At 38.7% G+C, this 26,956-nt stretch carries 17 protein-coding genes; 6 read left to right on the forward strand and 11 right to left on the reverse strand.

All coding sequences use genetic code 11. The annotated features are described in order from the left end of the window. Positions 1–437: 437 nt before the first annotated feature. From P164_RS12840 to P164_RS12870, 7 genes are all read right to left on the reverse strand, one after another. Positions 438–1,106 carry an ABC transporter ATP-binding protein gene (locus P164_RS12840; protein WP_028376738.1) on the reverse strand — a complete coding sequence of 223 codons (669 nt, stop codon included), beginning with the start codon at positions 1,104–1,106 and terminating at the stop codon, positions 438–440. 81 nt (positions 1,107–1,187) lie between these two features. Continuing rightward, entirely contained in the window at positions 1,188–3,584 is a 2,397-nt protein-coding gene (locus P164_RS12845) for an ABC transporter permease (RefSeq protein WP_028376739.1), read from the reverse strand. Positions 3,585–3,626: 42 nt separating this feature from the next. Next, positions 3,627–6,026 carry an ABC transporter permease gene (locus tag P164_RS12850; RefSeq protein ID WP_028376740.1) on the reverse strand — a complete coding sequence of 800 codons (2,400 nt, stop codon included), beginning with the start codon at positions 6,024–6,026 and terminating at the stop codon, positions 3,627–3,629. A 41-nt stretch (positions 6,027–6,067) separates the two neighbouring features. Beyond that, positions 6,068–8,425 carry an ABC transporter permease gene (locus P164_RS12855; protein WP_028376741.1) on the reverse strand — a complete coding sequence of 786 codons (2,358 nt, stop codon included), beginning with the start codon at positions 8,423–8,425 and terminating at the stop codon, positions 6,068–6,070. A gap of 72 nt (positions 8,426–8,497) precedes the next feature. Then, a complete protein-coding gene (locus P164_RS12860; protein ID WP_234405864.1) occupies positions 8,498–10,903 on the reverse strand; it encodes an ABC transporter permease in 2,406 nt (801 codons plus the stop codon). Between the two features lie 105 nt (positions 10,904–11,008). After that, entirely contained in the window at positions 11,009–11,713 is a 705-nt protein-coding gene (locus P164_RS12865; protein ID WP_028376743.1) for an ABC transporter ATP-binding protein, read from the reverse strand. A gap of 48 nt (positions 11,714–11,761) precedes the next feature. Beyond that, a complete protein-coding gene (locus tag P164_RS12870) occupies positions 11,762–13,015 on the reverse strand; it encodes an efflux RND transporter periplasmic adaptor subunit (protein WP_028376744.1) in 1,254 nt (417 codons plus the stop codon). Between the two features lie 204 nt (positions 13,016–13,219). Here P164_RS12870 and P164_RS12875 point away from each other — a divergent pair, with 204 nt between their 5' ends. Together P164_RS12875 and P164_RS12880 are read left to right on the forward strand one after the other, a co-directional pair. Beyond that, positions 13,220–14,566 (forward strand): sigma-54-dependent transcriptional regulator, encoded by a 1,347-nt coding sequence (locus P164_RS12875; protein ID WP_028376745.1) that lies wholly within the window; start codon positions 13,220–13,222, stop codon positions 14,564–14,566. After that, positions 14,556–15,899: a sensor histidine kinase gene (locus P164_RS12880; protein WP_028376746.1), complete on the forward strand. Its 1,344-nt coding sequence runs from the start codon at positions 14,556–14,558 to the stop codon at positions 15,897–15,899. The genes P164_RS12875 and P164_RS12880 overlap by 11 nt, the downstream gene beginning before the upstream one ends. Before the next feature lie 8 nt (positions 15,900–15,907). On the opposite strand, the gene P164_RS12885 is transcribed toward P164_RS12880, so the two are convergent. Beyond that, positions 15,908–16,249, reverse strand: a complete 342-nt coding sequence (locus P164_RS12885; RefSeq protein ID WP_028376747.1) for a winged helix-turn-helix transcriptional regulator — start codon at positions 16,247–16,249, stop codon at positions 15,908–15,910. A gap of 108 nt (positions 16,250–16,357) precedes the next feature. On the opposite strand from P164_RS12885, the gene P164_RS12890 reads away from it, so the two are divergent. After that, positions 16,358–16,990, forward strand: coding sequence for a nitroreductase family protein (locus tag P164_RS12890; protein ID WP_028376748.1), 633 nt, complete (start codon positions 16,358–16,360; stop codon positions 16,988–16,990). A 134-nt stretch (positions 16,991–17,124) separates the two neighbouring features. Here the strand turns inward: P164_RS12890 and P164_RS12895 are convergent, their stop codons facing one another. From P164_RS12895 to P164_RS12905, 3 genes are all read right to left on the reverse strand, one after another. After that, positions 17,125–18,492: a hypothetical protein gene (locus P164_RS12895; RefSeq protein ID WP_028376749.1), complete on the reverse strand. Its 1,368-nt coding sequence runs from the start codon at positions 18,490–18,492 to the stop codon at positions 17,125–17,127. A gap of 17 nt (positions 18,493–18,509) precedes the next feature. Next, entirely contained in the window at positions 18,510–20,918 is a 2,409-nt protein-coding gene (locus P164_RS12900; RefSeq protein WP_410503387.1) for a TonB-dependent receptor plug domain-containing protein, read from the reverse strand. A 271-nt stretch (positions 20,919–21,189) separates the two neighbouring features. Further along, positions 21,190–21,894 (reverse strand): Crp/Fnr family transcriptional regulator, encoded by a 705-nt coding sequence (locus P164_RS12905; protein WP_028376751.1) that lies wholly within the window; start codon positions 21,892–21,894, stop codon positions 21,190–21,192. Positions 21,895–21,997: 103 nt separating this feature from the next. Between P164_RS12905 and P164_RS12910 the strand changes: the two genes are divergently transcribed. From P164_RS12910 to ccoN, 3 genes are all read left to right on the forward strand, one after another. Next, on the forward strand, positions 21,998–24,406 hold the full coding sequence (locus P164_RS12910) for a heavy metal translocating P-type ATPase (protein ID WP_028376752.1): 2,409 nt from the start codon (positions 21,998–22,000) through the stop codon (positions 24,404–24,406). A gap of 125 nt (positions 24,407–24,531) precedes the next feature. Further along, complete coding sequence (gene ccoS / locus P164_RS12915; protein WP_028376753.1) at positions 24,532–24,747, forward strand: cbb3-type cytochrome oxidase assembly protein CcoS; 216 nt, start codon at positions 24,532–24,534, stop codon at positions 24,745–24,747. A gap of 2 nt (positions 24,748–24,749) precedes the next feature. Beyond that, positions 24,750–26,954 (forward strand): cytochrome-c oxidase, cbb3-type subunit I, encoded by a 2,205-nt coding sequence (ccoN, locus tag P164_RS12920; protein WP_028376754.1) that lies wholly within the window; start codon positions 24,750–24,752, stop codon positions 26,952–26,954. Positions 26,955–26,956 lie beyond the last annotated feature (2 nt).

Here is a 26,956-nt window from a genome sequence, read left to right on the forward strand (position 1 = left end):
AATTAGATATTTTGATATAGCCCTTTTGAGACCGCTAAATAATCGCTTTTTCGAGTAAAACGTTTTACTTAATTGTTATGCATTCATTAACAGTTTGCGCATACCTCAAGTTGCAAACTCTAAAAGGCAATCTAAATATAATTATAAATAATTTACATATCCTACTAATTTTTAGACATATACTAAAATTTAAGTATCAAAAAATGTGAATTTCTTATAATGCAGTGTAGAATCAATCGTGTAAAGCCATAGCTTGAGCAGCACTTTTTTTAACAAAAAAGACCTAATACTTAATATAGAATTTACATAGTATCAATTACTGAAAGAGCCTTTTAAATACGTTGTGCGCATTTAAAAGGCTCTTATATTATAAATGAAATCAGTTTTTTATAGGTTTATCAATACAGCAACGAGTATGTAGACTTGTTAGATTTTTATTACGCTTTTACTTTACTACCGTCAAGCAGATTAACTATACGATTACCGTAAGCAGCATTTGCTTCAGAGTGCGTAGCCTGAATTATAGTAACTCCTTCCTCATTTAATTCTTTAAATAACTGCATAATCTCGTCCCCCTGCTTGGAGTTGAGGTTACCTGTAGGCTCATCTGCAAGTATTAGTTTTGGCTTTGCAACCAGTGCTCGCGCTATACCTACCAATTGTTGTTGACCACCGCTTAACTGACTGGGAAATAAATCTTTCTTACCCACAATATTAAATCGGTCAAGCATATCTGCCACCAGTGCTTTACGCTCTGTGCTCTTAATGTTTTTATACAGAAGTGGCGTTTCAATATTCTCGTAAACCGTTAATTCATCAATAAGATGATATGCCTGAAACACAAAACCGATGTATTCTTTGTACAGATTAGCCCGGTGTTTTTCTTTGAGAGTATGTACAGATTCGTTTAGAAAATTATATTCTCCTTCCTGAAATTCATCTAACATCCCAATAACATTTAGCAACGTAGATTTACCGGAACCCGAAGGTCCCATAATGCTCAAAAACGCGCCTTCTTCTACTTCAAGGCTTACATCGTTAAGCAGAAATACGCGCCTTCCTCCTTGTTTTACCCATTTGTAAATATGATTGAGTTGTAAAAGCATGATTATTGGTTTTTAAATTAAATTAACTGGTTTTACTGAATAACTTTTCATTAGGTTTTAGAAAGGTTCTTGATGCACAAATTATTCTGTTCTTAATGATTTTACGGGGTTTGCGAGTGCCGCTTTTATAGCCTGAAAACTTACAGTAAGTAATGTTATTGCCAGCGCTCCTGCACCCGCTGCAACAAAAATCCATATCGAAATCTCTGTATGGTAGGTAAATTTCTGAACCCATTGTCGCATTAAATAATAGGAAACGGGAGCTGCAATAAGAAGGGCTATCATTACCAATAACAAAAAGTCTTTAGACAGCAGCAGCCAGAGATTAGCAACTGATGCGCCCAATACCTTACGCACTCCTATTTCCTTAGTACGTTGCTCTGCTACAAAAGAGGCTAATCCAAATAAACCGAGACAACTTATTATAATTGCAAGTACTGTAAATACTTTGGCCAGACTCGCAATACGATCTTCTTCAGAAAACTTTTTTGCATATACCTGATCAATAAAATCATAATGAAACAGGGCATTGGGGAAGTGTTCTTTAAAGACTTTTTCTACCGTCGCTAAATTTTCACGTATGCTGTTTTTGGGATTCAGGCGCAGATTCCAGTAACTGGCATTATTAGACCCATCAAACATATAAATCGCCTGTTTCACGGGTTCATAAGGCGATTGCACGACCATATCTTTCATTACGCCTATAATTTGCAGGTTACGCATTCCGCCTTCATTACTACCTTGTGTAAGGTATTTCCCTACAGGATCCTGAAGGCCCATATAAGCTACTGCAGACTCATTCAGAATTACCGCGGTAGAGTCTGTAGGAAACTCCCGTGAAAATCCGCGTCCAGAAGCCATTTTAATGTTTAGTGTCTCTACAAATTCATAGGATATCTGGGTAAACGCAAGGTCTTCCTGAAAACCTTCGGGCTTCCCTTCCCATCCATAGCCGCTTTGGTTAGACCATACCTCAGTTGTAGGGCTACTTGATGTGGCCATTTCTACCACAGCGCCAGATTCTTTAAACCGGTTGCGCATCATATCACTTTTACCTAAATATTGATTGCTCATTACCGGGATTTGGATCAGATTTTCGGTGGTGTAGCCTATAGGTCTGTTTTTACTGAATTCAATCTGCGCCATTACAATGAGTGTCCCAATTATCAAAGCTGCCGAAACACTAAATTGGGTCACCACAAGTATTTTCCGCGGAAGCGTAGCCAGTTTACCCACTTTAAAGGTTCCTTTTAAAACTTTTATAGGCTTGAAGGATGACAAATACAAAGCAGGGTAACTTCCCGAAATTAATGCTGTCACGACTATAAAAACTAAAACCACACCCCAGAATGTTAGATTGCTCCAGGGAAATGCAATTGCTTTATCTGCAAGTGTGTTAAAGGGCTTTAGAAAAAGTAGAGTAATGCCCAGCGCCAGAATACAAGCCAGAATTACCACAAGAAATGATTCGCTTAAAAATTGCTTTACAAGTTGGTTTTTTGTAGAACCTATTGTTTTACGTATTCCTACCTCGATGGCGCGTTTTTCACTTCGGGCAGTCGCCAGATTCATAAAATTTATACACGCCAAAAGCAACACAAATGCACCAATTATTCCAAAAAGCCACACATTTTCAATACGACCACCAGTTTGTACACCATCTTCAAAATTAGAATACAAGTGCCACTCCCTCATAGGAAATAAAAACAACTGCGGATTGAACGGAGCTACCCCTGCATCGCTCTCTTTTTTGACCGTAGCAATTGCAGCACTTGCACTTGCTAAATCTACATCATCTGCAAGCTCTACAAATAATTGAAACGAGTTGTTTCCCCATTGATCTACCGAAGATTTAATCCAATCTTTGTTTACATAAAGCGACCAGGGCATCAGATATTCCATATCACTAAACTCATTTCCTTCAGGAATATCTTCATAAACCGCACTCACAATCATGGTGTCAATATCATTTACCTGAATGATTTTACCCATTGCATTCTGGGAGCCAAACATCGTTTTAGCAGCAGTTTGTGAAAGCATTATTGCGTTAGACGATTTTAAGGCAGCGGTATCTCCCTGTAAAATTTTAAGGTTGATCATCTGGGTAAATTCGGGCTGTACCGAATAGCCCTCAAGTGAGATTGCAGTTTCTTCATAATTAAAATTTCTACTATCTAACCACGATGCCATGCTTAGATGCTTAAACTTAGATTTAAAGTTTTCCCGAAGTGCAAATTCTAAAGGACGAGGTATTGCAGGACCGGTTTGGGTTGTTCCATTAAAAGTCTGTGACTGGTACACCTGAGCCAATCTTGATTTGTTTTCAAAATGATTGTTGTAATTGAGTTCATCTGCAACCCACAACCCTATCATAAGCGTCACCGCCATACCCAGAGCAAGGCCAAAAATATTTATTGCAGAATAACCTTTGTGTTTTAAAAGGTTTCTAAAGGCAATTTTTATATAGTTCTTAAACATGATTGATTGATTTTTTGATTGATGATCGTAAATGTTTGTGCCCTACTCTGTTCTTAGACTTTTTACAGGATTGGCAACTGCCGCTTTTATCGCCTGAAAACTTACCGTTATAAGAGCCACACAAACAGCAGCCAGACCTGCAAGACCAAAAACCCACCAGTTTATAGGCGTGCGGTATGTAAAATCCTGAAGCCAATTCTGCATAATCAAATATGCCACTGGGGAAGCCAGAACAAATGCAATTCCTACAAGTTTTAAAAAGTCTTTAGATAGTAAAGTCGTGATTCCCGTAACACTTGCACCCAACACTTTGCGTACTCCAATCTCTTTATTACGCTGTTCTGCGGTAAATGCAGCAAGGCCAAAAAGCCCCAAACACGCAATAAATATGGCCAGTATCGAGAAAATAGTAACCGTACTTGCTGTCTTTTCTTCAGAAGCATAGAGTTGAGCGATATGCGTATCTACAAATTGATAATCAAAAGCAGTATTGGGAAGATTCTCATTAAACGTACTTTGTAAATCTGCAATTAAACCGGGAAGGTCTTGTGCAGTATAACGCACTAAAAGAGTTCGTACACTTTCAGGAGCCTCGTTAGCTTTATAATAAACATACCCGCCTATATCTTCTTTTACAGAGTTAAAATTGAAATTAGAAACCACTCCCGTAATAAGCGCTCTGTCACCCATTTCTGTATTTATGATTTTACCTATAGCTTCATCAGCGGTTTTGTAGTTTAAATAATTAAGTACTTTTTCATTAATCAAGGTATAGATTGTAGAATCTCCTGCGGCAATAGTTTCGGGAAGTTCACTCCCGGCCAGTAAATTTAATTTCAGTGTTTCTATAATATTACCTTCGGTACGGCAACTGGCAACAGGTATTCCTGTTACATCAGTACTCAATTTACGTACAGAACGTCCACTTTCATTAACGCCGGGCATAGACTGTACAGAAGATAAACTTTCGGTGTAAGATTTGCGTTTTAGCTCTTGCATTAAGTTTTGAATTTGCTGTCTATTCTCTGCAGATTTTACCGAAATAGCCACTACGCCTTTAGGATCGTAGCCTAGATTTTTATTGCGTATAAATGCCATTTGCTGAAGGATTATCGTCACCGCAATTATTAAAATAATAGACGCTGCAAACTGAAAAACAACTAGTCCTTTCCGTACAAATTCTGAAGCTGAATTTTTCTTTTTTGATTTGCTTACTAATAAAAGTGGTGAGATCCCAGACATAGCTAGCGCAGGATAGCCTCCGGCAATTAGTGTGACTAAAAGCCATATAAAAAACAGCCCTGCTAGAATAGGGGTAGTAAGTAAATCTAAATAGCTGAGTTCATTGCCTGTAATACTGCTAAATAACGGTAGTGCCAAGAATGAAATACCATAACACAGTATACTAGAAATAAGCACCAAAATACCGGTTTCTACATAAAAAAGAGAAAGCATCTGACTTCTTCTTGCGCCTAACACTTTATTTACTCCAATGCTTTTTGCACGTTTACGGGAGTTTGCTGTTGCGAGATTCATATAGTTAATACACGCAATAAACAGTACAAGCAGTGATAAAAAAAGAAGACTTCTTATACTGCTAATATTCCCCATTTTTGCAGAATAACTGTCGCGTATCGCCGCAGAATACAGGTGTATTTTTGTTAGGGGCTGAAAAAGAAACTTCGTAAAATACCTTCCTTCCTGTTCTACATATTTAGTGATTAATCCACTTGCTTGCGTTTCAATTTGAGCAACGTTTGCATCTGGCTGAAGTTGTACATAGGTCTCATAACTGGCATTACTCCAGTACACATTAGTTCCCATCCAGGAGTCCATAATATTATAGACCATATCGCAGTCTATAACACTATTTTTAGGCAAATCTGCATACACCCCAGATACCTGCAACGTGTCGCGGTTATTAACTGTTATTAGCTCACCTAATGCAGCTTTGCTTCCAAAGAAACGCTCTTTTGCAGACTTAGAAAGCACAATTGATTTGGGTTGTGCAAATGCATCATGAGCATTACCCGCTATAAATTGAAAATCAAACATGCTAAAAACCGTAGAATCGGCAAGGTATAACCCCGTCTCATTAAAGTTTTTATCTCCTATTTTTAGAGAAGCGGTAACCCCAAAATCATCCTTTATTAAGCGGGTCATTTTTTTAACCTGCGGAATATCATTAACGATAGCCGGCCCAACCGCATTGGGCAATTGTGCCCAGGTTTCAAAATTATATTCTTCAGAGGTTTCCATATTTACTCTGTAAATAGTTTCTGAATGCGTATACATTTTATCAAAACTGAGTTCCCTGCTGATGTAGGCAAACAGAATAATGCAAACGCACAACCCTATTGCCAATCCTGCAATATTTAAAACCGTAAACAGTCTGTTTGCTTTTATATTTCGCCAGGCGATCTTGATATAATTTTTAAACATGTGATTGCTTTTTTTGATTGATGATTTTCTTAGTTTTTGACCTATTCTGTTCTTAGCGATTTCACAGGGTTTGCCAATGCGGCTTTAATTGCCTGAAAGCTTACCGTTAATAATGCAATTCCTATCGCTGCTAATCCGGCAACAACAAATACCCATAAATTAATAGAGATACGATATGCAAAACCCTGCAGCCAGTTATGCATAATAAACCAGGCTAGCGGTACTGCAATTGCAATGGCAATGGCAACCAGAATAATAAAATCTTTAGACAACAGGCCTACAATCCCGCTAATGCTAGAGCCCAGTACCTTGCGCACGCCTATTTCTTTACGACGCTGCTCTGCGGTGTATGCCGATAGGCCAAAAAGACCCAGACATGAGATCAATATCGCCAGCAGTGCAAAAATCTGAGAAAGGTTTCCTACCAGTTGCTCACTTTTAAAGCGCGCATTAAAATCATCATCTACAAAACGGTACTCAAAAGGATACCCGGGATTGTAAGTTTTTAAAGTAGTTTCTACAGTACTCAGTATCTCTGAAGCTGTATATTTTGGGTTGGTTTTTAAGTACAGATACTGTGCTTCTGGCGGATAGTTGTAAAACATAACCGGGTCGCTTTTACCATACATATCGCCATATAAATAATCTTTGGTAACACCTATTACCGTATAAATTTCGCCATAGCGATCTATCGTTTTACCTATTGCGCTGCCCGTTCCCATTAGTTTTGCAAACGACTCTGTAATTATGGTGTGCGTACTGTCGTGCGCCACAACACTGCTAAAACCACGTCCTTCAACCAGTTCAATTCCTGCTGTACTTAAATACCCATCGTTGATGTATCTATATGAAACCAGTACATTTTCGGTATCAGCACCGCCCTGCCATTTAAGGCCGGAGCCATTATTGCCGGCAGATAAAATATTAGAATTAGACAGGCCCGTACTGCTTATCATTCCTGATGCTTTTAAGCTTTCTTGTAGTGCAACACTATTTTGTATCAACGTACCATTTACGGGGATTTCTATGAGATTTTCTTTATTCAATCCTAAGTCGCGGTTCTTAACATGTTGTACTTGTTGATACACCACTATGGTACTTATGATAAAGAGTATAGAAACCACAAACTGGGTAATCACAAGGCCTTTACGTATAAAACCGGCTCCTTTAGCCTGTATGCGATTTCCTTTAAGAACGTCTATGGGTTTAAAGGAAGAAAGATAAAATGCAGGATATAAACCGGCAACGATTCCGCAGATAGCAGTTATCGCAAGAAGCGAAATAATATGCGACGGAACGGTAATTCCTAATGTAAGTTGCTTATCTATAAGCGCATTAAAGCCGGGGAGTATCAATACCAATACAACTACACTTAAGGCTGCCGCAAGAATTGCTGTTAGTAAAGCTTCGGTAATAAACTGAAAAATTAACTGCTGTTTTCCCGAACCCAAGGTTTTTCTTACGCCTACTTCATTGGCGCGTTTTTCACTGCGGGCGGTTGATAGATTCATAAAATTGATGCACGCAATTAGCAGAATTATCAAGGCTATAAAGCTGAATAACTGCACATATTCTATATGGCCACCTACTACTTTTCCGTTTTTAAAATCAGAACGTAAATGCCAGTTTGCTGCGCTCTGTAAAATTGCCTGCGTATCTTCATCACCTGTTTTTGCTGGCAACACCCCTTTTACTTTATCATTTACTACCGTATAATCTGCACCGGGAGCCAGTCTTACAAAGGTTTCGGTAAAATTGCTGCCGTATTCCTGCGTCCACGGTTTATCCTGAGTAAAGTTTTCAAACGGCGTTAACCAGTCAAAACTATAGGTCGTATTTTGAGGAAGATTTTCAATAACACCGGTAATTGTAAAATTATCTTGCTGATCTATACGGACTGTTTTGCCTAAAATATTGTTGGGATTTTCAAAAAGGATTGCGGCTATTTTTTGAGTAATAACAATGCCTTCTTTTTCTTTAAAAGCAGTGGTAGCATTACCTTCAATAAATTTTAAATTAAAAATATCAAACAGGTCTGCGTCTGCAAATGCACCAGCACTATTTACTGAAGAAGCCCCCACACTAAAAAGAAAGTCTGCTCCTCGTAGGCGTGCTGCTTTTGTAATTTCAGGAATATCTGTTTTTAAAGCAGCAGCCAGTGGTCCCGGCGTGGCCTGAAAAAACGTGCGCCACTGTCCGTCGTACTTTTGATTTGTAGGCACACTATATACTTCTTGCTTATCTGCAACAACCGCATCAAAACTTAGCTCATCTTCTACCCAAAGCAGAATTAAACTGGCGCAGGTAATGCCTATTGCAAGCCCAAAAATATTGAGCGCGCTGTACCCTTTCTTTTTCCAGAGGTTTCTAAAGGCAATTTTGATATAATTTTTAAGCATAGCTGATTGATTTTTTGATTGATGATTTTAAATTTTTTCCTTTTTGAAAAAATGTCTTTAGTACAACAAGAGCTATTCGGTTCTTAATGATTTTATAGGATTTGCCAGCGCCGCTTTTAGAGCTTGAAAGCTCACTGTTAAAAGTGTAATTCCTAACGAAGCACCTCCTGCGATTGCAAACACCCACCACTCAATACTAATTCTATAAGGAAAACTTTGAAGCCAATTTTGCATGAGGTAGTACGATACCGGGGAAGCAATTAGAAATGCAACACCTACAAGCTTCAGAAAATCTTTAGTCAACAGTTGAATTACACTTTGCACGCTGGCACCTAAAACCTTACGAATACCTATTTCCTTTTTCTTCTGTTCGGCTACATAAGAAACCAGCCCAAAAAGACCCAGACAGCTTATAATAATTGCCAAAGCAGTGAATACGCTAGCTATTTTACCCAATCGTTTTTCTTCAGCATATAACTTTTCAACTTCCTTATCTACAAAACTGAACACAAAAGGGGTATCTGCATTTACGCTTTTCCAACTGCGCTCCAGATTTGTAAGTAAGGTTTGATAATCTTGAGTTTCGGCTTTTACTAAGACCCATCCCGGAGCAATCTCGTTGTAAAGTAAAATAGGTTTGACTTCTTCTTTTAGAGAAGCAAAATTATAATCTGTAGTTACCCCTACGATCTCAAATTCTTCATTCTCCCCGTTATACGAATTGATAAGCTTAGCGCCTATAGCTTTATCTAAAGGGATTTCAAAAGCATCTATTGTTGCCTTATTTACTAAAACTTGATACTCATCTGTAGCTCTCAAATTACGCCCTGCCACTATTAATGTACTTACAGTCTGTAAATAATCTGGTGTGATCCCATTGTACATTACTAAGGTTCTGTCTGCTAGATTTCCTCCGGGAAGCGTCATCCCCATATCTCCCATAATGCGCTGAGAAGGGTAATAATTTGATCCTGCGACACGTTTTACCCCGTTTACATTTTTAAATGCGTTCTCAAGTGCTACGTATTTTTCTGAAGCATCTTGTGTCCCCAGACGTATGGAGATCAGGTTTTCTTTATCAAAACCCATATTCATTTTCTGCGAAAATTGTACTTGCTGTGTAATGATGATTACTACAGAAATTAAACCGATAGAAACTACAAACTGAAACACAACCAGCGCTTTGCGCAGATAACCGCTTCCCAAATTCAGATTTACCGATGACTTTAAAACCTTTACCGGGTTTACTGCAGAAAGTATAAGTGCGGGATAGATACCGGCAAGAATACCGGTTAAAATCCCTAATACGAGAAGTGCTACAAGAACCTTCCAGTCTAAGAGATTTAAATAGGTAACATTCCCTTGTGTTAGCGTGTTTACAAAGGGTAGTGCGATTGCTGTAAGCGGTAAGCTCAACAGAGAGGCAAAGATAGAGAGCAAAACAGACTCCCCTAAAAATTGACGGATTAAGTCTCCTTTTTCAGCCCCTATGGTTTTGCGCACGCCTATTTCTTTTGCCCGTTTATTAGCGCGGGCTGTACTTAAGTTAATAAAATTAATACAGGCAACGAGTTGAATAAAAAGTGCCAGAACAAGCAATACTATAAGATAGCTGATGTCTGAAACAGACTCTAACTGATTTGTAATTCCTTTAGAATATAAATGGATATCGGCGATTTTTTGAAAGAATAGTTTCTTGGTAAAACCTACTTCAGCAAAATCTTTAGCACCATGTCTCTGTAAAAAATCAGGGATTTTTGCTTCTATTTGACTGGTGTTTGCACCTGGCTTTAACTTAAGGTAGCTATAGGTGAAGTTTTGAGTGGCAAAATTTTTAATCTCTAATGTTCGTTTTCCAAAGCCTCCGGAATCCATCGTCAGGATGTAATTAGGATTCAGGTGCGATTTTCCGAAATCATCCTTAAAAACTCCTGTGATCGTAAGCGTCTGCTCTGTTTCTCCACTTCCTAAAATCAAGGTTTTGTTAAGTGCATATTTGTTTCCAAAGAGTTTTTGAGCTAGTGTTTCTGACAGCACAATAGAATTAGGTTGCGTAAGAGAACCCGCTGCTTTTCCTTCGATAAAAGGATAATTGAAGACTTTAAAAAATGTAGAATCGGCTAGATACCCCCCATTTTCATAGAAGGCTTCATTGGTTTCCAGATTTTTTAAAAGACCCGAGTCTTCCGGCCCAAAATAGACCACGCGACAGGCTTCGGTCACTTCCGGAAAATCTTCCTTCATCGTAAAAGCTATAGGAGGCGAAACCCCCGCAGAAAGAGCTCCATCATCATGTTCTGCAATGGATGTATTTATACGGTAGATATTAGAAGAATCTGCAAATTGAGTATCGTAGCCAAACTGGGCGATAACGTAAATAAATATGCTTAGGCAACAAACAGTGCCCACTGTTAAACCCAAAAGATTAATTAGGGTTTGAAGCTTGTTCTTCTGTAAGCTTCTCCAGGCAATGTTCATATAATTTTTAAGCATAATTGAAGAATAGTGAGATTGATTAGATCTCGGTTAACTGTTGTTTTGATTCCGGTTTCCCGGTTGATTGATGATGAATCCCCTTAGTACTTAAACTTCGAGCTTGGCACTTTTAAATTCTGCCAGTACATTTTCGGTCACTTTTTGACCGTCTAGCATTCTAATAATGCGGTGACTGTATTTGGCATCGTGCTCGCTGTGAGTAACCATTATAATTGTGGTTCCTGCTTCGTTGAGTTCGGTAAGCAAATCCATCACTTCATTACCGTTGCTGCTATCCAGATTTCCGGTAGGCTCATCTGCCAGAATTAATTTTGGGTTGTTTACCACGGCTCTGGCGACGGCTACCCGTTGCTGCTGCCCACCTGATAATTGCTGCGGAAAGTGTTTACGACGGTGCATAATTTGCATTTTCTCAAGCACTGCATCTACACGCTCTTTGCGTTCTGCTGCCTTTACACCCGTGTAAATCAACGGAAGTTCTACGTTTTCAAAAACCGTTAATTCATCGATAAGATTAAAGCTCTGAAACACAAAACCAATGTTGTGCTTACGCAAATCTGCACGTTTGCGCTCATTAAAACCGGCAACTTCAATACCGTTGAATAAAAAACTACCGCCATCAGGATCATCTAGTAAACCCAGAATATTTAATAAGGTAGATTTACCGCAACCTGATGGCCCCATTACGGCTACAAACTCACCTTCCTGAACATGAAATGAAAGTTTATTAAGCGCAATTGTACGCACCTCTTCGGTAGCATAATATTTTTCTAAGTCTGTTATTTTTATCATTAGGATAGCATTTGAGTTAGTAGTTCTAGAATTAATGTGATCATCTTTTTAATTTTTTAAAATAAGTTCCTGTACTTCACCATAATTATCATAACTGCTGGTGATTACTTTATCTCCCGGCTCTAAGCCGCTTAATACTTCGTAGTATTCTGTGTTCTGGCTGCCCAGTGCGATGTTTACTTTATAGGCTGTATTACCATCTTCGCTTACTTTAAAAATCCAGTTTCCGCCGGTCTGCTGAAAGAATCCTCCCTTCGGAATCAATAAGGCTTGTTTTTCCTGACTTAAAGCAACGCGTATTTGCAAGGTTTGACCGCGACGAATACCTTCAGGCACTTCTGCTTCAAACTCCATATCAACCTGAAACCTTCCGTTAGTTACCTGTGTGTACACCTTTTTTATAACCAGAGTGTAGTTTGCTCCATTAAAATCGAAACTTCCGGTTTGTCCCGTATAAATTCTGGAGATGTAATGCTCATCAATATCTACACGTACTTTAAAACCGCTCAGGACATCAATTTGTCCCAGACGCTCTCCTTTATTTTTTGACTGCCCTATTTCAGCATCTAGCGAAGTTAATTGTCCATCAACAGGAGCACGCACTACCAGGTCGGCTACTTTTCTACGCATCAATTCTAATGCATTTTCGGTACGTGCATAGCTACTCGCCACCTGACCTTTCTCTTGCTTTACCGCCATAGAATCTTGTTTGAGTATCTTCTTGCTTAACCGCATACGCTCTTTTTGATAGTTGTAATCGTTTTCAGCCTTAATAAGGTCCTGTCTTGCGATTACATCTTTAGCATAAAGCTTCTTGTTTAAGTCATAAACCCGCTTTGCTTCTATAAGTCCGTTCTCAACATCTGTGTATTGATTTACTTTATTAATGGTGTTTTGACTCGCCTGATTTTGAGAAATCTGCATTTGTGTAAGCAGGTTATATACCTGCGTTTCTTGATTTACCAGGCTCAGCTCGAGGTCTGTATTAGACAAGCGTAGAATAGGATCTCCTTTTTTCATAATCGCACCATCTTCTACAAATTTTTCTTCTACACGCCCACCTTCTAATGCGTCGAGATATATAGTGGTAATAGGCATTACCACCCCGTTAACCGGTATGTTTTCCTGAAAAACACCTTGCGTTGCTGCTGCAATACTTAAGCGCTCTTTTTCTACGTTAAGTTTTGCTCCACCGGTAGAGGATATAATTACAAAAATGATGATTGCAGCGAGTAGTATACCACCGCCAATCAGTAGCATTTTTGAAGTAGTAAACCGTTTCTTTTGTAAAGGAATGTCCATAAATAATTTTATTACATCTACTTCATTATCAATATTATGCCAAAAACATAATAATCTGATTATTAATACTTTAAGTTTTTAAGTTCATCTAATAGTGTTCGTTTTTGATACACCTTCTGTACGCTGTTGATACAGTTTTAAAACCTTAGAAAATAGTCTTTTAAACTGCTTTTACGCCCACGCTAAAATTGTAATATTGTAAACATGCAATTAAAAGACGCTAAAATACTGGTCCTTGACGATGACGAAGATGTGCTTACTGCACTGCGACTGTTGTTAAAACCTAAAGTCAAACAGGTCGTGGTTGAGAAAAATCCCAATGCGTTGCAAAGCATTCTCGACACACAGGATTTTGATGTAGTTATTCTGGATATGAATTATAATGGGCTCGTGAATACCGGTAACGAAGGTATTTTCTGGCTCAATAAAATAAAGCATTGGAAACCTGCTACAGATGTAATTTTAATAACCGCATACGGTGATATTGACCTTGCCATACGTTCTCTAAAAGAAGGTGCTTCAGATTTTCTGGTAAAACCCTGGAAAAATGAAAAGTTGTTGGAGTCTGTTGCCGAAATTTTAAGCAAAAAGAAAACCGCAAAAACCACCAAAGTAAAACTTGATTCTGAAACCAAAATAGTAGGCGATAGTGAGCCTATGCAAGAGGTTTTTATAAAGCTCAAAAAAGTAGCACCTACTGATGCTAATATTTTAATACTCGGGGAAAACGGCACCGGTAAAGACCTCATCGCGCGTTCTATACATGAAAATTCGCTACGCAAAAACAAACCTTTTGTAAAAGTTGACATCGGTTCATTAACGTCTACTTTATTTGAAAGCGAACTTTTTGGCTACAAAAAAGGAGCGTTTACTGATGCCCGTGAAGATCGAAAAGGACGCTTTGAGGCAGCTGAGGGCGGCACACTATTTCTTGATGAAATAGGCAATATTAGCTTAAGCCAGCAGGCGCGGTTGCTCACCGTTTTACAAAATAGACTCGTGACACCGTTGGGTTCTAACGAAGCCATACCGGTAGATATTCGGCTTATTTGTGCGACAAACCTGAGCCTCACCCAGCTCGCCGATGAAAGCAAATTTAGAAAAGACCTTATCTACCGAATAAATACGGTAGATCTTACCATACCACCACTTAGAGAACGTAGTTCAGACATAACATTACTGGCATATCACTTTGTAGAAATATATGCCGAGAAATACCTAAAACAGCCTTTCAAATTAGCTCCTGATTTTCTTAGAAAGTTGAAAGAGCATTCTTTTCCGGGAAATGTGCGCGAACTTCAATATGCTTTAGAACGCGCAGTAATTATGGCAGAAGGCGATGTTTTGTATGCTGAAGATTTAGCATTCTCTCAACTCGAAAAACTACCGGAAACAGAACTAAAACTGAAAACCACCAATCTGGATGCGGTGGAGAAAAATACCATTCTAAAGGTTATCGAAAAAAATAAAGGGAACATCTCTAAGTCTGCAAAAGAATTAGGGATAACCCGCACAGCCTTATACCGCAGACTCAATAAATATGACTTATAAGGGCTATTTCATTCAGTTATTTTTGCGCGTTTTGCTGTTGCTTGCGGCGCTAATTAGCATCGCCTATGGCGTTGTTAAAAGTAACACCTATGCTCTCTGGGGCGGGGCACTTGTTTCAATCATTATACTCTATAATTTATACCGCTTTCTAATACGCCGCTTTGAAGAAATGGACGACTTTTTTGAGTCTGTTAAATACCGTGATTTCTCACGTTGGTTTTCAGAAAAACACGGTCCGCAAGATATTAGAACCCTTCATAAAGGCTTTAACAACGTCAACAAAACCATAAAAGCAATCAATAATGAGCGACAGGCTCAGTTTGTGTATTTGCAGAAAATCTTAGAAATGGTAGATGTGGGTATTGTAGCGTATAATCTAGATAGCGGCGAGGTGCTCTGGGCAAACGAATCGCTCATTACTACACTAGATCTACCCTCTTTTAAAAACATCAGCTTTGTTGAAAAAAGAAGACCGCAGCTGTATGAAGAACTTTTTGACACATATCGTACCGGTGTAACTTCAGTAGATTTAAGTTTGCGAAATGAGAATCTTAAAGTTTTAATCTCAGACACGGTTTTTCAGGTTGAAGAAGATGCTTTTAAACTTGTTGTACTTCAGAATATAGAAGATACGCTTAATCAAAACGAATCTGATTCCTGGAAGAAATTACTAAGTGTAATGACGCACGAGATTATGAATAGTATCGCGCCTATTTCTTCTCTGGCTGAAACCTTGCAACACCACATACAAGCCAGCCAGAAAAACCCGGAAAGCCATCCCCTTGATTTAGACGACCTCAACGCGGGGATAAGCAGTATTCAAAAACGTAGTGAAGGCTTAATGAAATTTGCCAAAACCTACCGCAGCCTAAGTAAGGTCACCCATCTTAATCTGGAAACCATAAAAGTCGCAGACTTGTTTAAAAACATAAGCGACCTTATGAAACCTACTTTAGCAGATAAGCAAATCCTGCTTCAGTTTAAAACTGAAAGTCCCGAAATGAGTCTGGAGATAGACAGTTATCTCATTGAACAGGTACTTATAAATCTTATTTTAAACGCAATAGATGCCTGTGTCTCTGCGGAACATGCACGTGTACTCATCACGGCTTCTCAAAATACACAAGGCCGTGTGCAACTAAAAGTAATAGATAATGGGACTGGTATTCCTGAAGAAATTAAGGATAGTATTTTTATTCCGTTTTTTAGCACTAAAAAAACCGGAAGCGGTGTAGGTCTTAGTTTAAGCAAGCAAATTATGACACTTCACAAAGGTAAAATTCAGATTAAAAGTGAACCCAATACCGGTACCGAAATACGCTTACTTTTTTAGAAAAACCATTATATTTTTACCAGTTCTCTATGGGCTAATCCCCAGGCAGCAATGGTATCTGTAAGTTCTTTTAAAGAAGACCCGTAGGGCGTAATTTTATAATATACGCTTATGGGTTTAGTATCTTCAACCACGCGTTCTACAAGCTTATTCATTTCTAAATCTTTAAGCTCTCTGCTTAACATTTTTCCCGAGATTCCTTTTACCTCGCGTAGTAATTCAGAATACCGCATTCCCTGATAACATAAACATGCAATTATTGATACTTTCCATTTTCCACTTAAAACATCCATAGTATCGTGTATAGCACGTATTTTCTGACTGCAGGTAATATTGTTTTCTAAATTCATTTTGAATCTTGTTAATGGTTACTTAAATGTCACTATCACTTTAGTTCACAAAGTTACTTTATGTCACCAACCTTTACTAATTTTACCGAAAATTTAAAGAAAACAAACATGAGTTTATTAGAAGATCTACAATGGCGCTATGCTGCTAAGAAAATGAACGGTGAGCAGATACCGCAGGAGAAATTAGATTATATATTAGAAGCGGCGCGACTTGCACCGTCTTCATCGGGTTTACAGCCCTATAAAATATTTGTAATCTCAAACAGAGATTTGCTTGCTAAAATAAAAGAAGTAGCCTGGGGTCAAAGTCAGGTTATAGATTGTTCTCATTTACTAGTTTTTGCTGCCTGGGACGGGTATTCTAATGAGCGTGTGACTGAAGTATTTAACTATACGATGGATGAGCGCGGATTGCCACATTCTACTATGGATGATTACAAGGCAACTATAATGGGTCTTTATGAGCCTTTAGGTAAAGAGTGGCAGGCAGACCACGCTTCTAAACAAAGTTATATTTCTTTTGCTATGGCAATCGCAGCAGCGGCAGAGCAAAAAGTAGATGCAACTCCTATTGAAGGATTTTTACCTCCTAAAGTAGATGAACTTTTAGGCCTTGAAAACAGCGGTTATAAGAGCACACTTCTTCTTACGCTAGGCTATCGTGATGCAGACAATGACTGGTTAGTTAATATGAAAAAAGTGCGTACCCCTAAAGAAGATTTTATCACCGAAATAAAATAAAGTTATTTCTGTTTAGAAACTATAAATGCCCGCTAAAGCGGGCATTTATTTTAAGACGTACTAAACGCAACATTCAGTAAAACCTAAAAAACCCGTATTGCTACGGGTTTTTTCAGAAGGTCTAATGTTTACTACTAGAATACACCTATAAAGTGACTTCCTGTAGTGTTTACCAATTCAGCTCCTTTTGTAACTGCGCCGGTGTCAGTATCTATAACATAAATGTTTCCATTTTTACCTACGGGAGCCTGAGTTACATAAATCTCATTACCATCTACTACAAATCCCTGATATTGGAATAAGTAAAAGTCAGGATCGTAAGGTATAGCATCAATTTTTTGTGCGGTTTTAGTTTCTAAATCTACTAATGCAAAAAACCCTTGAGCTCCTGCAACACCTTCTGCAGAACCTGCGTGACGGTAAGCAACAACAGCCTTTCCATTAGCTGCTGGTCTCCACGCAAGAATATAAGCATCGTCAACGCCTAAAGCAGTGTCTAAATTAAACACATACGAATCATCATATGTATTGTCTGCATTTATTTTTAAGATATGCGAACCTTGAGGATCGCCTTGATTTGCCTGGTAAACACTTCCATTATAAAGAAAAGAGTTGATACTTCTGTATCCGTTTGTGTTACCTAATCCTACATTAGAAGTTATAACCGTAGGATTTAATAATGATGGGTAATCTAACACGATCGTTTTAGATCCTAAAATCTCATAGCCAGATTCACTTTCTACCGTATCAGGGTTTACTTTACTTAAACGCGCTCCTATATACAATTTGTCTCCTGCAGCATTTAAAGTGGGCATATCTATTCTTGAAATATAATATCCATCTGCTTCTTCCTCGGCAGTTAACCGAAGGGTAGATTCTTCAAAATTCTTTATTAACGAGTTTTCTAAATCTAAGGTTACAATACCCATTGTTGCTTCGGTACGCATATAAAAGTCATCTGTAACAATATCTGGCGTATCATTGTCGTCAATTATATTTTCAGTGTTTACATACACTGCAGCTCCGGTCTGGTCTCCATCAAAAAGCTTTATCCATCGTGGTGCAGATCCTACATACGGTTCAATGCTTATATCAGAACCTACTTTTACAAAATCCTGACCACCGCCTACTGCAAATTTTGAATAGTTACCACCGGTATCGCCTGCATAACTAATATTAAAAATAGTGCTACCATCTTCAGAAGACTGTAAACGTGCCGTTCTATTAGAAGGTACTGTAAACCCGTTGTTAAAAGCGTCTACAGAAAAGTTAGGATCTTTTGCCTCTTCACTGGTAATCGAAAAAATAGAAGTTCCTCCATTACCATCTCCCGGGTTTGTACCCATTCGTGCAGCTGCAATGGTAATAAATCGTGATTCTGCTACAGGATCTGTGCCGGGGTCTGTATTTTCATTTGTATCGTCTGTACTACAAGATGCCATTAAACTTGCTAGCAGTATTCCTGCTGCGACATATTTGATATTGAAAAAATTACGTTTCATAATAGTTACTTTAGTAATTAAAATTTATTGATTGTATAGTTTAGTTTTAAGTAGAAAGCTCTTCCGGGTTTTTGTACCGAAAGGTTATCAAACACAGGCCTGTCGAAAATATTCTTGACATCAAAACTCATTACGAGGTTGTTTTTAGGAAAGCTGTAGCTCAACCCAAAATCCTGTTGTAATTGTTCAGGCACTTTAAAAAATTCGTCGCCTACGGTGTTTGACCCTTGTGGTACGAGATAGGAAAACTCATCTGTATAATACAGAGTGTAGAACAGATTTAAACGGGCATCTTTTTGTATGAAGTCTTTAAATGAATATCTAAGACTACCGTTCATAGTGAGAAAAGGCGTATTGGGAACATTAACCTGAGATCCGCGATTCTCTATTTTTAGATCAAATTTTGATACATTAAAATTGAATCCAAAATTTCTATCATAGCTATAGTTTAGTTGCGCATCAATCCCTTTTGAAGTTCCGCTTCCCTGATTAACATAAACGATTAGTTCGTCGTCTATGTTTGATGAATTTTCAATAGGAAGTCCTATTCGGTCTTTTATATTTCGGGTAAATAAGTTAGTAGAAACCGTGAATTGATGTTTCTTGATATTAAACGAACCATACCTAAAACCAAGGTTGTAGTTATTACTTTGCTCAGGATTTATACTGGAGTTAGCAACCACATTATCTCCATCATTCCCAAAAATTTCGGTCTCATTAGGTAAGCGTATGGCTTTCTCTGCAGAAGTAAGCAAGGTAAGCTCAGGTAAAATCGCATAAGAAAGTGCAAACCCGTAGCCTTCATAGGTTTTGTTACTACTTACCACCTCATCTACAACTTGACTATCACCATTTGCATCGGTCGTCAATGCAGGGTCAACACTCACCGATTTTTGCTGATAGTGCTTACCAAATAAACTGGCTTCTAGCTTATCATCAAAGGCATTAAATTCATAAGTAAACGAGTAAATATTTTTGTATAAATCTCTAGTACCTATAAATGTATTTTCTAAAAGGGATACGAGCTCATCGCTATCTTCGCGATCAATCCCGCTATAAACGTGATTAAGCAAAAATCGATGATTGTCATTTACTGCGTAGGATAATCCCGTACGTATAGATGCTACATTTCGCTTAATCTTTGCCAGTGTAGGACCACCTTCTTGTTGAGAACCCCACAGATATTCAAATTCGTCGCCTCTAAAGTCAATGGCACGCTCACCCGCCCAGCTATAAGCTGCAGCAACGGTATCGTTTACCTGACGGTTACGTTTACCGTAATATCCATTTAAATTAAGATCTAAACCTTCTATGAATAAATTTTGCTTTTGGTACGTAAGATTTGCAAGTGTCGCGTCAGACTCTAGAAAACGACCCTTATACGGTCTTATCGTCATAAATGCACCGTGCTGTACTTCTTTGTAATCGTCAGAACCGGTAAAGCCTACAAAAAATTGATCTGCCCAGTTTACATTGGTAAATCCTAATTGTACCATTCCACCAGTTGAGCGGTAGGCATCATTAAATCTACGAGCTGTAATGGGAGTTTGTACACCTCCTAACCCTGCAACTACAACACTTCTACCCGAAACTTTATAATCATTATCTGAATAATTATGAAATCCCGAAGCTTTAATGGTAAAGCCCGAATCTTCAAATCGGTATAAACCATTTACACTTGCCTGAAAGGTATTAAACGATCCATAAGAAGCGGAAGCATTTAGATGTGTGTTGGCAGTTTTATCTAAAACAATATTTATAGCTCCTCCTAAAGCATCATCGGCCAGATAACCGGGCACAACACCCTTGTACACTTCAATCTGCTCAATTAATGAAGGTGGAATACTATTTAGGTTGAATGACGAGCCAAAGGTTGAAATAGGAATCCCGTCTATAAAAATACGTACCGCGCTTCCTGAAAGTCCGTTTAAGGAATATTCAACATTAGAACCCAATCCCCCATTTTGACGAATCTTAACCCCAACGGTGGTATTGAGCAATTCGTTAGTTTGTATATTACGCTGGCTGGCTTCTTCGGTATTTACAATATTAACTGCAAAGCCTTTTTTCTCAATTTTTGTCTTTAAAGATTCACCCTGAATAGCAACTTCATCAAGCTCATAATCTTTATCATTCTTAAGCTGAATATCGAATCGCAGCGGAGCATTTTTTACAATTACCTGCTCAAAATCCATAAAGTCACCTGAAGTAATCTCTAAGGTGTAAGTACCCGATGGTAGATTTTTTAACACATAAATTCCAGCTTCATTAGATACTACACGCTGACCATATTTAGTGTGATTTAATTGAATGCTGGTATTAGCAACCAGATATCCATTTGCATCTTTAACCACACCACTAATGTCATATTGTGCAGCTGCCAAAACCGGAAAAAGAAATAATAAAAGAATTAATTTTTGCTTCATCAACATTAAATTGAATTGCAAACTTATATTTATTTAGATTAAGTACAAATAAAAATAAGGAATTTAATTAATCAGAGTCCCCAGCAATTACTGGAACTCCCGTAGCCATTAGGTTTGCGGCATTAATTAAAAAAAAGAAAGTTTTTAAAATGAGAAGAGGATGTATTAGGAGATTCAATACAAAGAAATCTAGTAAAAAAATTTACACAGGGAGATATAAACTGCTACTCACCGAAGCTTAACCAGGTTCTTAATCTGTCTGATTTAATACCTATAACAAGCCATCGCTAACTTGAGTAAGCGAGACTTTGTCACTAATTTTAATACGCTTCCCTTCGGTTTCTATAAGTCCGCTTTTTTTGAACTTAGCAAGGGAGCGTATGCACAATTCGGTGGCGGTGCCTACCACATCTGCAATGTCATTTCGTGACAGTATCAGACTAAGATAGCCGTCTGCATCGGTGCCAAAATGGGTATCGAGATAAAGTAAAATACCGGCCAGACGCTGGTTAACAGTTTTCTGAGCCATATTTACAATAACGTCATCTGCCAGTTTGAGTTCGCGGGCCATATTTTTGAGCAAGGCCTGTATAAATTCGGGGTTTTTAGACAGGCTTTCGGTAAAATTCTCTTTCGGTATAAAACAAACCTGCATATCGTTGAGTGCAACCGCACTAAGGTTTGCGGCTTCTTCGGCAATGAGTGAACGCTGCCCCATTACCTCGCCTTTAGAAGCAATTTTTACAATTTGATCCTTTCCGTTTTCGCTAAGCTTAGAAAGTTTAGAAACCCCATTACGCACACAAAAAACACCCCCAAGTTTCTCACCTTCCTTAAAAAGTGCTTCTCCCTTTTTTATGCTGCGTGAAACTTTACTATCAGAAATTATCTTAAGCTCTTCTTTTTTAAGGGCTTTAAGTGAATTAAGTTCTCTGATAATACAATTTTCACACCGGGATTCTTCGTGTACTGCCATACTTCAAAATTAGCAAAATTTTTAAGCCAACTGACAAAAGTCATCTTTTATCAAATACCACTTTCAGTACTTTGTTTCAGGTATTTGAGCAAATTAGATTAAAATGGAAAACTGTTATCATTGTGGTGACGCGTGCCTGGATGGCGCTATCTCGCACCGGAACAAAATATTTTGTTGTAGAGGTTGTACAACCGTATTTGATATTCTACAAGACAATGATCTGTCGTATTACTATGATTTAGATAAAAGTCCGGGTAGTACCCCTAAGACCATCAAAGGCAAATTTGACTTTTTGGATAATGCTGAAATACGCAAAAAACTACTGGAATTTGATGAACAGGATACCCAGATTGTATCATTTGTTATACCGGCAATACACTGCAGCTCGTGCATCTGGGTATTAGAAAACCTCAACAAACTCAATGCTGCAATTAAAAACTCACAGGTAAACTTTCCCGAAAAATCTGTGCGTATTACCTATAACGCTTCAGCAATAGATTTAAAAAAAGTTGTAGAATTAGTCTGCATGTTGGGGTATGAACCTTCTATCTCCCTGCAGGATTTCAGTAAAAAAGAAAAGAAAACAGACCCAAGTCTCATTTACAAACTGGGAGTTGCCGGCTTTGCTTTTGGCAATATTATGTTTCTTTCCTTTCCGGAATATTTTGACGTTAATGAGTTTTGGCTAGACCGCTATAAAACAGTTTTTAGAGTGTTGATGCTGCTTTTTTCCCTTCCGGTTGTTTTTTATTCGGCTCAGGATTATTTCAGCTCTGCTTATAAATCCCTGCGTTCAAAAATACTCAACATAGATGTGCCTATCGCTTTGGGGATTTTAGTCTTGTTTTTTCGATCGTGTTATGAAGTTATCGCGCAAACAGGAACCGGCTTTTTTGATAGTCTTTCGGGTCTGGTGTTCTTTTTACTCTTAGGAAAGTTTTTTCAGCAAAAAACATACTCTTTTCTATCTTTTGAGCGGGATTATAAATCCTATTTCCCTATAGCAGTAACCCAGATCATTACTTCACAAAATAACAAAAAGCGTACTCTAGAAAAACAAACACCTGTTTACAACATAAAACCGGGAGATCATATACTTATACGTAATGGCGAACTGTTGCCTTGCGATGCCACACTTCTTAAAGGTGAAGGTCTTATTGATTACAGCTTTGTCACTGGTGAGGCAGAGCCTGTAGCAAAAAACAAGGGCGACCATCTTTTTGCCGGTGGCCGCCAGCAGGGAGGTGTTATTGAACTCTGTGTTACAAAAGCAGTTGAGCAAAGCTACTTAACACAATTATGGAGTAATGAGGTGTTTACAAAAGAAAAATTCACAGAATTTGATACCCTTACAACCCGTATAAGCAAACATTTTACGTTGGGTATTTTAAGTATTGCTTTTAGTGCTGCGGGCTTCTGGTATGTCTATGACGCTTCAAAAGTGTTTAATGTATTCACAGCCATTCTTATAGTTGCCTGCCCCTGTGCGCTGGCATTATCTGCTCCTTTTACTTTGGGTAATTTATTACGTATTATGGGTCGCCATAAACTTTATTTAAAAAATGCGCAGGTTATAGAGCAACTCGCAGCAATAGATACAGTGGTTTTTGATAAAACCGGCACCTTAACAACCACATCAGAAACTGCTATACGCTATGAGGGCATTGCACTTACTCCTTCTGAAGAATCACTGCTTACAAACACATTAAGAGCCTCTAATCATCCGCTTAGCAGAAGCTTATATACACTTCTCAAAGATCATAACATACAAACCTTAGATGAATTTAAGGAACACATAGGAAAAGGACTCACCGGTACACAAAATGATACTACCATTAAAATAGGATCGTACGATTTTGTGGGTGGTAATACCAGAAACCTTGTGCACAACACAGGCAAACAAACTACTGTACACATAAGTACAAACAGTGATTATAAAGGATGTTACATTCTTTATAACCGCTATCGCGAAAACCTTAACGATGTCTTTGAAAGTTTAAGTAAACAGAACCACTTAATTATTCTTTCAGGCGATAATGACGGAGAACAGGACCAATTAAAAAAACGCATTTCAACTGAAGTCGAAATGTATTTTAACCAGCAGCCTGGCGACAAATTAGAATTTATAAAAGCATTGCAGCAAACGGGTAAAAAAGTAGTTATGATAGGCGACGGTCTTAATGATAGTGGCGCTTTAGCTCAAAGTGATGTAGGTATTGCACTCTCTGAAAATATCAATGTATTCTCGCCCGCATGTGACGGAATATTAGATGCTTCCCGCTTTAAACAATTACCCGCTTATTTAAAGTTGGCTAAACAAGGCGTGCACATCATTAAATGGAGTTTTGTCTTCTCGTTACTCTACAATCTTATAGGGCTCTCACTGGCAATTACAGCAAATTTAAAACCCGTTTACGCAGCTATTCTAATGCCCTTAAGTTCTATAAGTATTGTAGCATTTACAACTCTTAGCACCTATTTACTGGGTAAAAATTTAAGTAAAAAACCTTGAGTAATCTCACGGGATACTAAGCAGATTTTAATCTCCATTATTTAGTGAAAAACTTCCAAAGCTGACAAAAGTCATCTTTTAAAATAGACTGTACCGATAATTTTACATTTCAAATCAGGTAAGGTATGAGTATCATTTATATGCTTCTCGCGATAAGCGTGATAGTGGCACTAGTTTTTTTTGTGGCGTTTATTTTTTCGGTGCGAAAAGGACAGTACGATGACACCTATACCCCATCGGTACGGATGCTTTTTGAAGACGAACTCGTAAAACCCAGAGAGTCTTCCGTAGAAAAGTCGGAAAAACCTATCACTAACACACCTAATCCGAAATTGAAGTAATTATGCAAACAGAACAGTTTTATTACGATAACAAGGTCGTAAGAAAGTTTATCATCGCCACCATCTTCTGGGGGCTCATCGGGATGAGCGTAGGATTGCTACTGGCATTTATGTTTTTATTCCCAAATATCACAGACGGTATTTCATGGTTAAGTTTTGGGCGTCTGCGCCCATTACATACAAATGCGGTGATATTTGCCTTTGTAGGTAATGCTATTTTTGCCGGGGTTTACTACTCCTCACAACGCCTTCTTAAAGCCCGTATGTGGAAAGACTGGTTGAGCAACCTAAACTTTTGGGGATGGCAGGCTATTATTGTAGGTGCTGCAATCACACTTCCGCTAGGATATACTACGTCAAAAGAATATGCAGAATTAGAGTGGCCTTTTGATATTGCTATTGCGGTGATCTGGGTGGTTTTTGGCGCAAATCTTATAGGCACCATTCTTAAAAGAAGACAACGACACTTATATGTTGCTATCTGGTTCTATTTAGGAACTTTTGTAACTGTCGCTGTTTTGCATATTGTAAACAGTATAGAAATTCCTGTGAGTGCCTTAAAAAGCTACTCGGTTTATGCCGGAGTGCAGGATGCGCTGGTGCAATGGTGGTATGGGCACAATGCAGTAGCATTTTTCTTAACCACTCCGTTTTTAGGACTTATGTATTATTTCGTCCCTAAAGCTGCAAACAGACCGGTGTATTCCTACCGCTTGTCTATCGTGCATTTCTGGTCGCTAATTTTTATTTACATCTGGGCAGGACCGCATCATTTACTCTACACCGCATTACCCGAATGGGCACAAAATCTGGGTGTGGCGTTTTCAATAATGCTTTTACTCCCTTCCTGGGGTGGTATGATAAACGGACTTTTAACCCTGCGTGGTGCGTGGGATAAAGTGCGTACAGACCCGGTTCTTAAATTTATGGTCGTGGCGATTACCGGTTATGGTATGGCAACTTTTGAAGGGCCTATGCTATCCCTTAAAAATGTAAATGCCATCGCCCATTTTAGTGACTGGATTATTGCACACGTTCATGTAGGTGCCTTAGCCTGGAATGGTTTTCTAACCTTTGGTATGATTTACTGGATGGTGCCGCGTCTGTTTAACACAAAACTCTGGTCTGTTAAACTGGCTAACGTTCACTTCTGGGTGGGAACGCTGGGGATTATAATGTATGCACTTCCTATGTATGTTGCCGGTTTTGTACAGGCTTCTATGTGGAAACAATTTAACCCCGACGGAACCCTTACCTACGGAAACTTCCTCGAAACAGTAGCCGAAATCATCCCGATGTACTGGATGCGTGCAATAGGTGGCACACTATATATTATAGGTGCATTTGTAATGCTGTATAACATTGTACATACCATACGCAGCGGAAGCAAAGTAACAGACGAACTGGCTGAAGCGGCACCACTCACTCGTGTTACTAAAAAACGAACTTCTAAAGAGGGCTATCACACCTGGCTGGAGCGCCGCCCGGTACAATTAACCATTTTTGCTACCATCGCCATCTTAATAGGAGGTATGGTGCAAATTATACCGTCGTTAATTGTTGACGATTACGTGCCCATTATTTCAACCGTTAAGCCCTATACTCCGCTAGAATTAGAGGGCCGCGATTTATATATAAGAGAAGGTTGTGTAGGCTGTCACTCGCAAATGATACGCCCGTTTAGAAGCGAAGTAGAACGTTATGGCGAGTATTCAAAATCTGGAGAATATGTGTATGACCATCCGTTTTTATGGGGAAGCAAGCGTACAGGACCAGATTTATTTCGCGTAGGCGGAAAGTATTCAGACAACTGGCACCTCAACCATTTATACGATCCGCAGAGCACCTCGTCGGGTTCGATTATGCCGTCGTACAGTTGGTTAATTCATAACAAACTCGATAAGTCGAATACCGAGACAAAGTTGCGGGCGATGCAAACGCTGGGTGTCCCCTACACGGTAGAAGATATCGCCAGAGCGCAACAGTGGATGACCGAGCAGGGTACCGAAATTGAAAAAAACTTATATGCAGATCCTGATTTTGCCAGGACCTATGAGTCTGACAAAAAATACGCAGCAGATAACAATGAAGAATTTATAGAAATGCGCAACCGCGAAGTTGTAGCACTTATCGCCTACTTACAACGCCTGGGAACCGATATCAAAATTAAGTCTGGCACTACCGCAACCGATGCTAAAAACGAATAGCC

Source organism: Leeuwenhoekiella sp. MAR_2009_132, from assembly GCF_000687915.1.
Lineage (GTDB): Bacteria > Bacteroidota > Bacteroidia > Flavobacteriales > Flavobacteriaceae > Leeuwenhoekiella.

Bases quoted from the DNA above. Each gene is read 5' to 3' on its own strand.
- P164_RS12895 (WP_028376749.1), bottom strand. From the start codon at position 18,492: ATGAAACGTAATTTTTTCAATATCAAATATGTCGCAGCAGGAATACTG.
- P164_RS12910 (WP_028376752.1), top strand. From the start codon at position 21,998: ATGGAAAACTGTTATCATTGTGGTGACGCGTGCCTGGATGGCGCTATC.
- P164_RS12870 (WP_028376744.1), bottom strand. From the start codon at position 13,015: ATGGACATTCCTTTACAAAAGAAACGGTTTACTACTTCAAAAATGCTA.
- P164_RS12890 (WP_028376748.1), top strand. From the start codon at position 16,358: ATGAGTTTATTAGAAGATCTACAATGGCGCTATGCTGCTAAGAAAATG.
- P164_RS12855 (WP_028376741.1), bottom strand. From the start codon at position 8,425: ATGCTTAAAAATTATATCAAAATTGCCTTTAGAAACCTCTGGAAAAAG.
- P164_RS12875 (WP_028376745.1), top strand. From the start codon at position 13,220: ATGCAATTAAAAGACGCTAAAATACTGGTCCTTGACGATGACGAAGAT.
- P164_RS12900 (WP_410503387.1), bottom strand. From the start codon at position 20,918: ATGAAGCAAAAATTAATTCTTTTATTATTTCTTTTTCCGGTTTTGGCA.
- P164_RS12880 (WP_028376746.1), top strand. From the start codon at position 14,556: ATGACTTATAAGGGCTATTTCATTCAGTTATTTTTGCGCGTTTTGCTG.
- P164_RS12840 (WP_028376738.1), bottom strand. From the start codon at position 1,106: ATGCTTTTACAACTCAATCATATTTACAAATGGGTAAAACAAGGAGGA.
- P164_RS12865 (WP_028376743.1), bottom strand. From the start codon at position 11,713: ATGATAAAAATAACAGACTTAGAAAAATATTATGCTACCGAAGAGGTG.
- P164_RS12850 (WP_028376740.1), bottom strand. From the start codon at position 6,026: ATGTTTAAAAATTATATCAAGATCGCCTGGCGAAATATAAAAGCAAAC.
- P164_RS12885 (WP_028376747.1), bottom strand. From the start codon at position 16,249: ATGAATTTAGAAAACAATATTACCTGCAGTCAGAAAATACGTGCTATA.
- P164_RS12860 (WP_234405864.1), bottom strand. From the start codon at position 10,903: ATGAACATTGCCTGGAGAAGCTTACAGAAGAACAAGCTTCAAACCCTA.
- ccoN (WP_028376754.1), top strand. From the start codon at position 24,750: ATGCAAACAGAACAGTTTTATTACGATAACAAGGTCGTAAGAAAGTTT.
- ccoS (WP_028376753.1), top strand. From the start codon at position 24,532: ATGAGTATCATTTATATGCTTCTCGCGATAAGCGTGATAGTGGCACTA.
- P164_RS12905 (WP_028376751.1), bottom strand. From the start codon at position 21,894: ATGGCAGTACACGAAGAATCCCGGTGTGAAAATTGTATTATCAGAGAA.
- P164_RS12845 (WP_028376739.1), bottom strand. From the start codon at position 3,584: ATGTTTAAGAACTATATAAAAATTGCCTTTAGAAACCTTTTAAAACAC.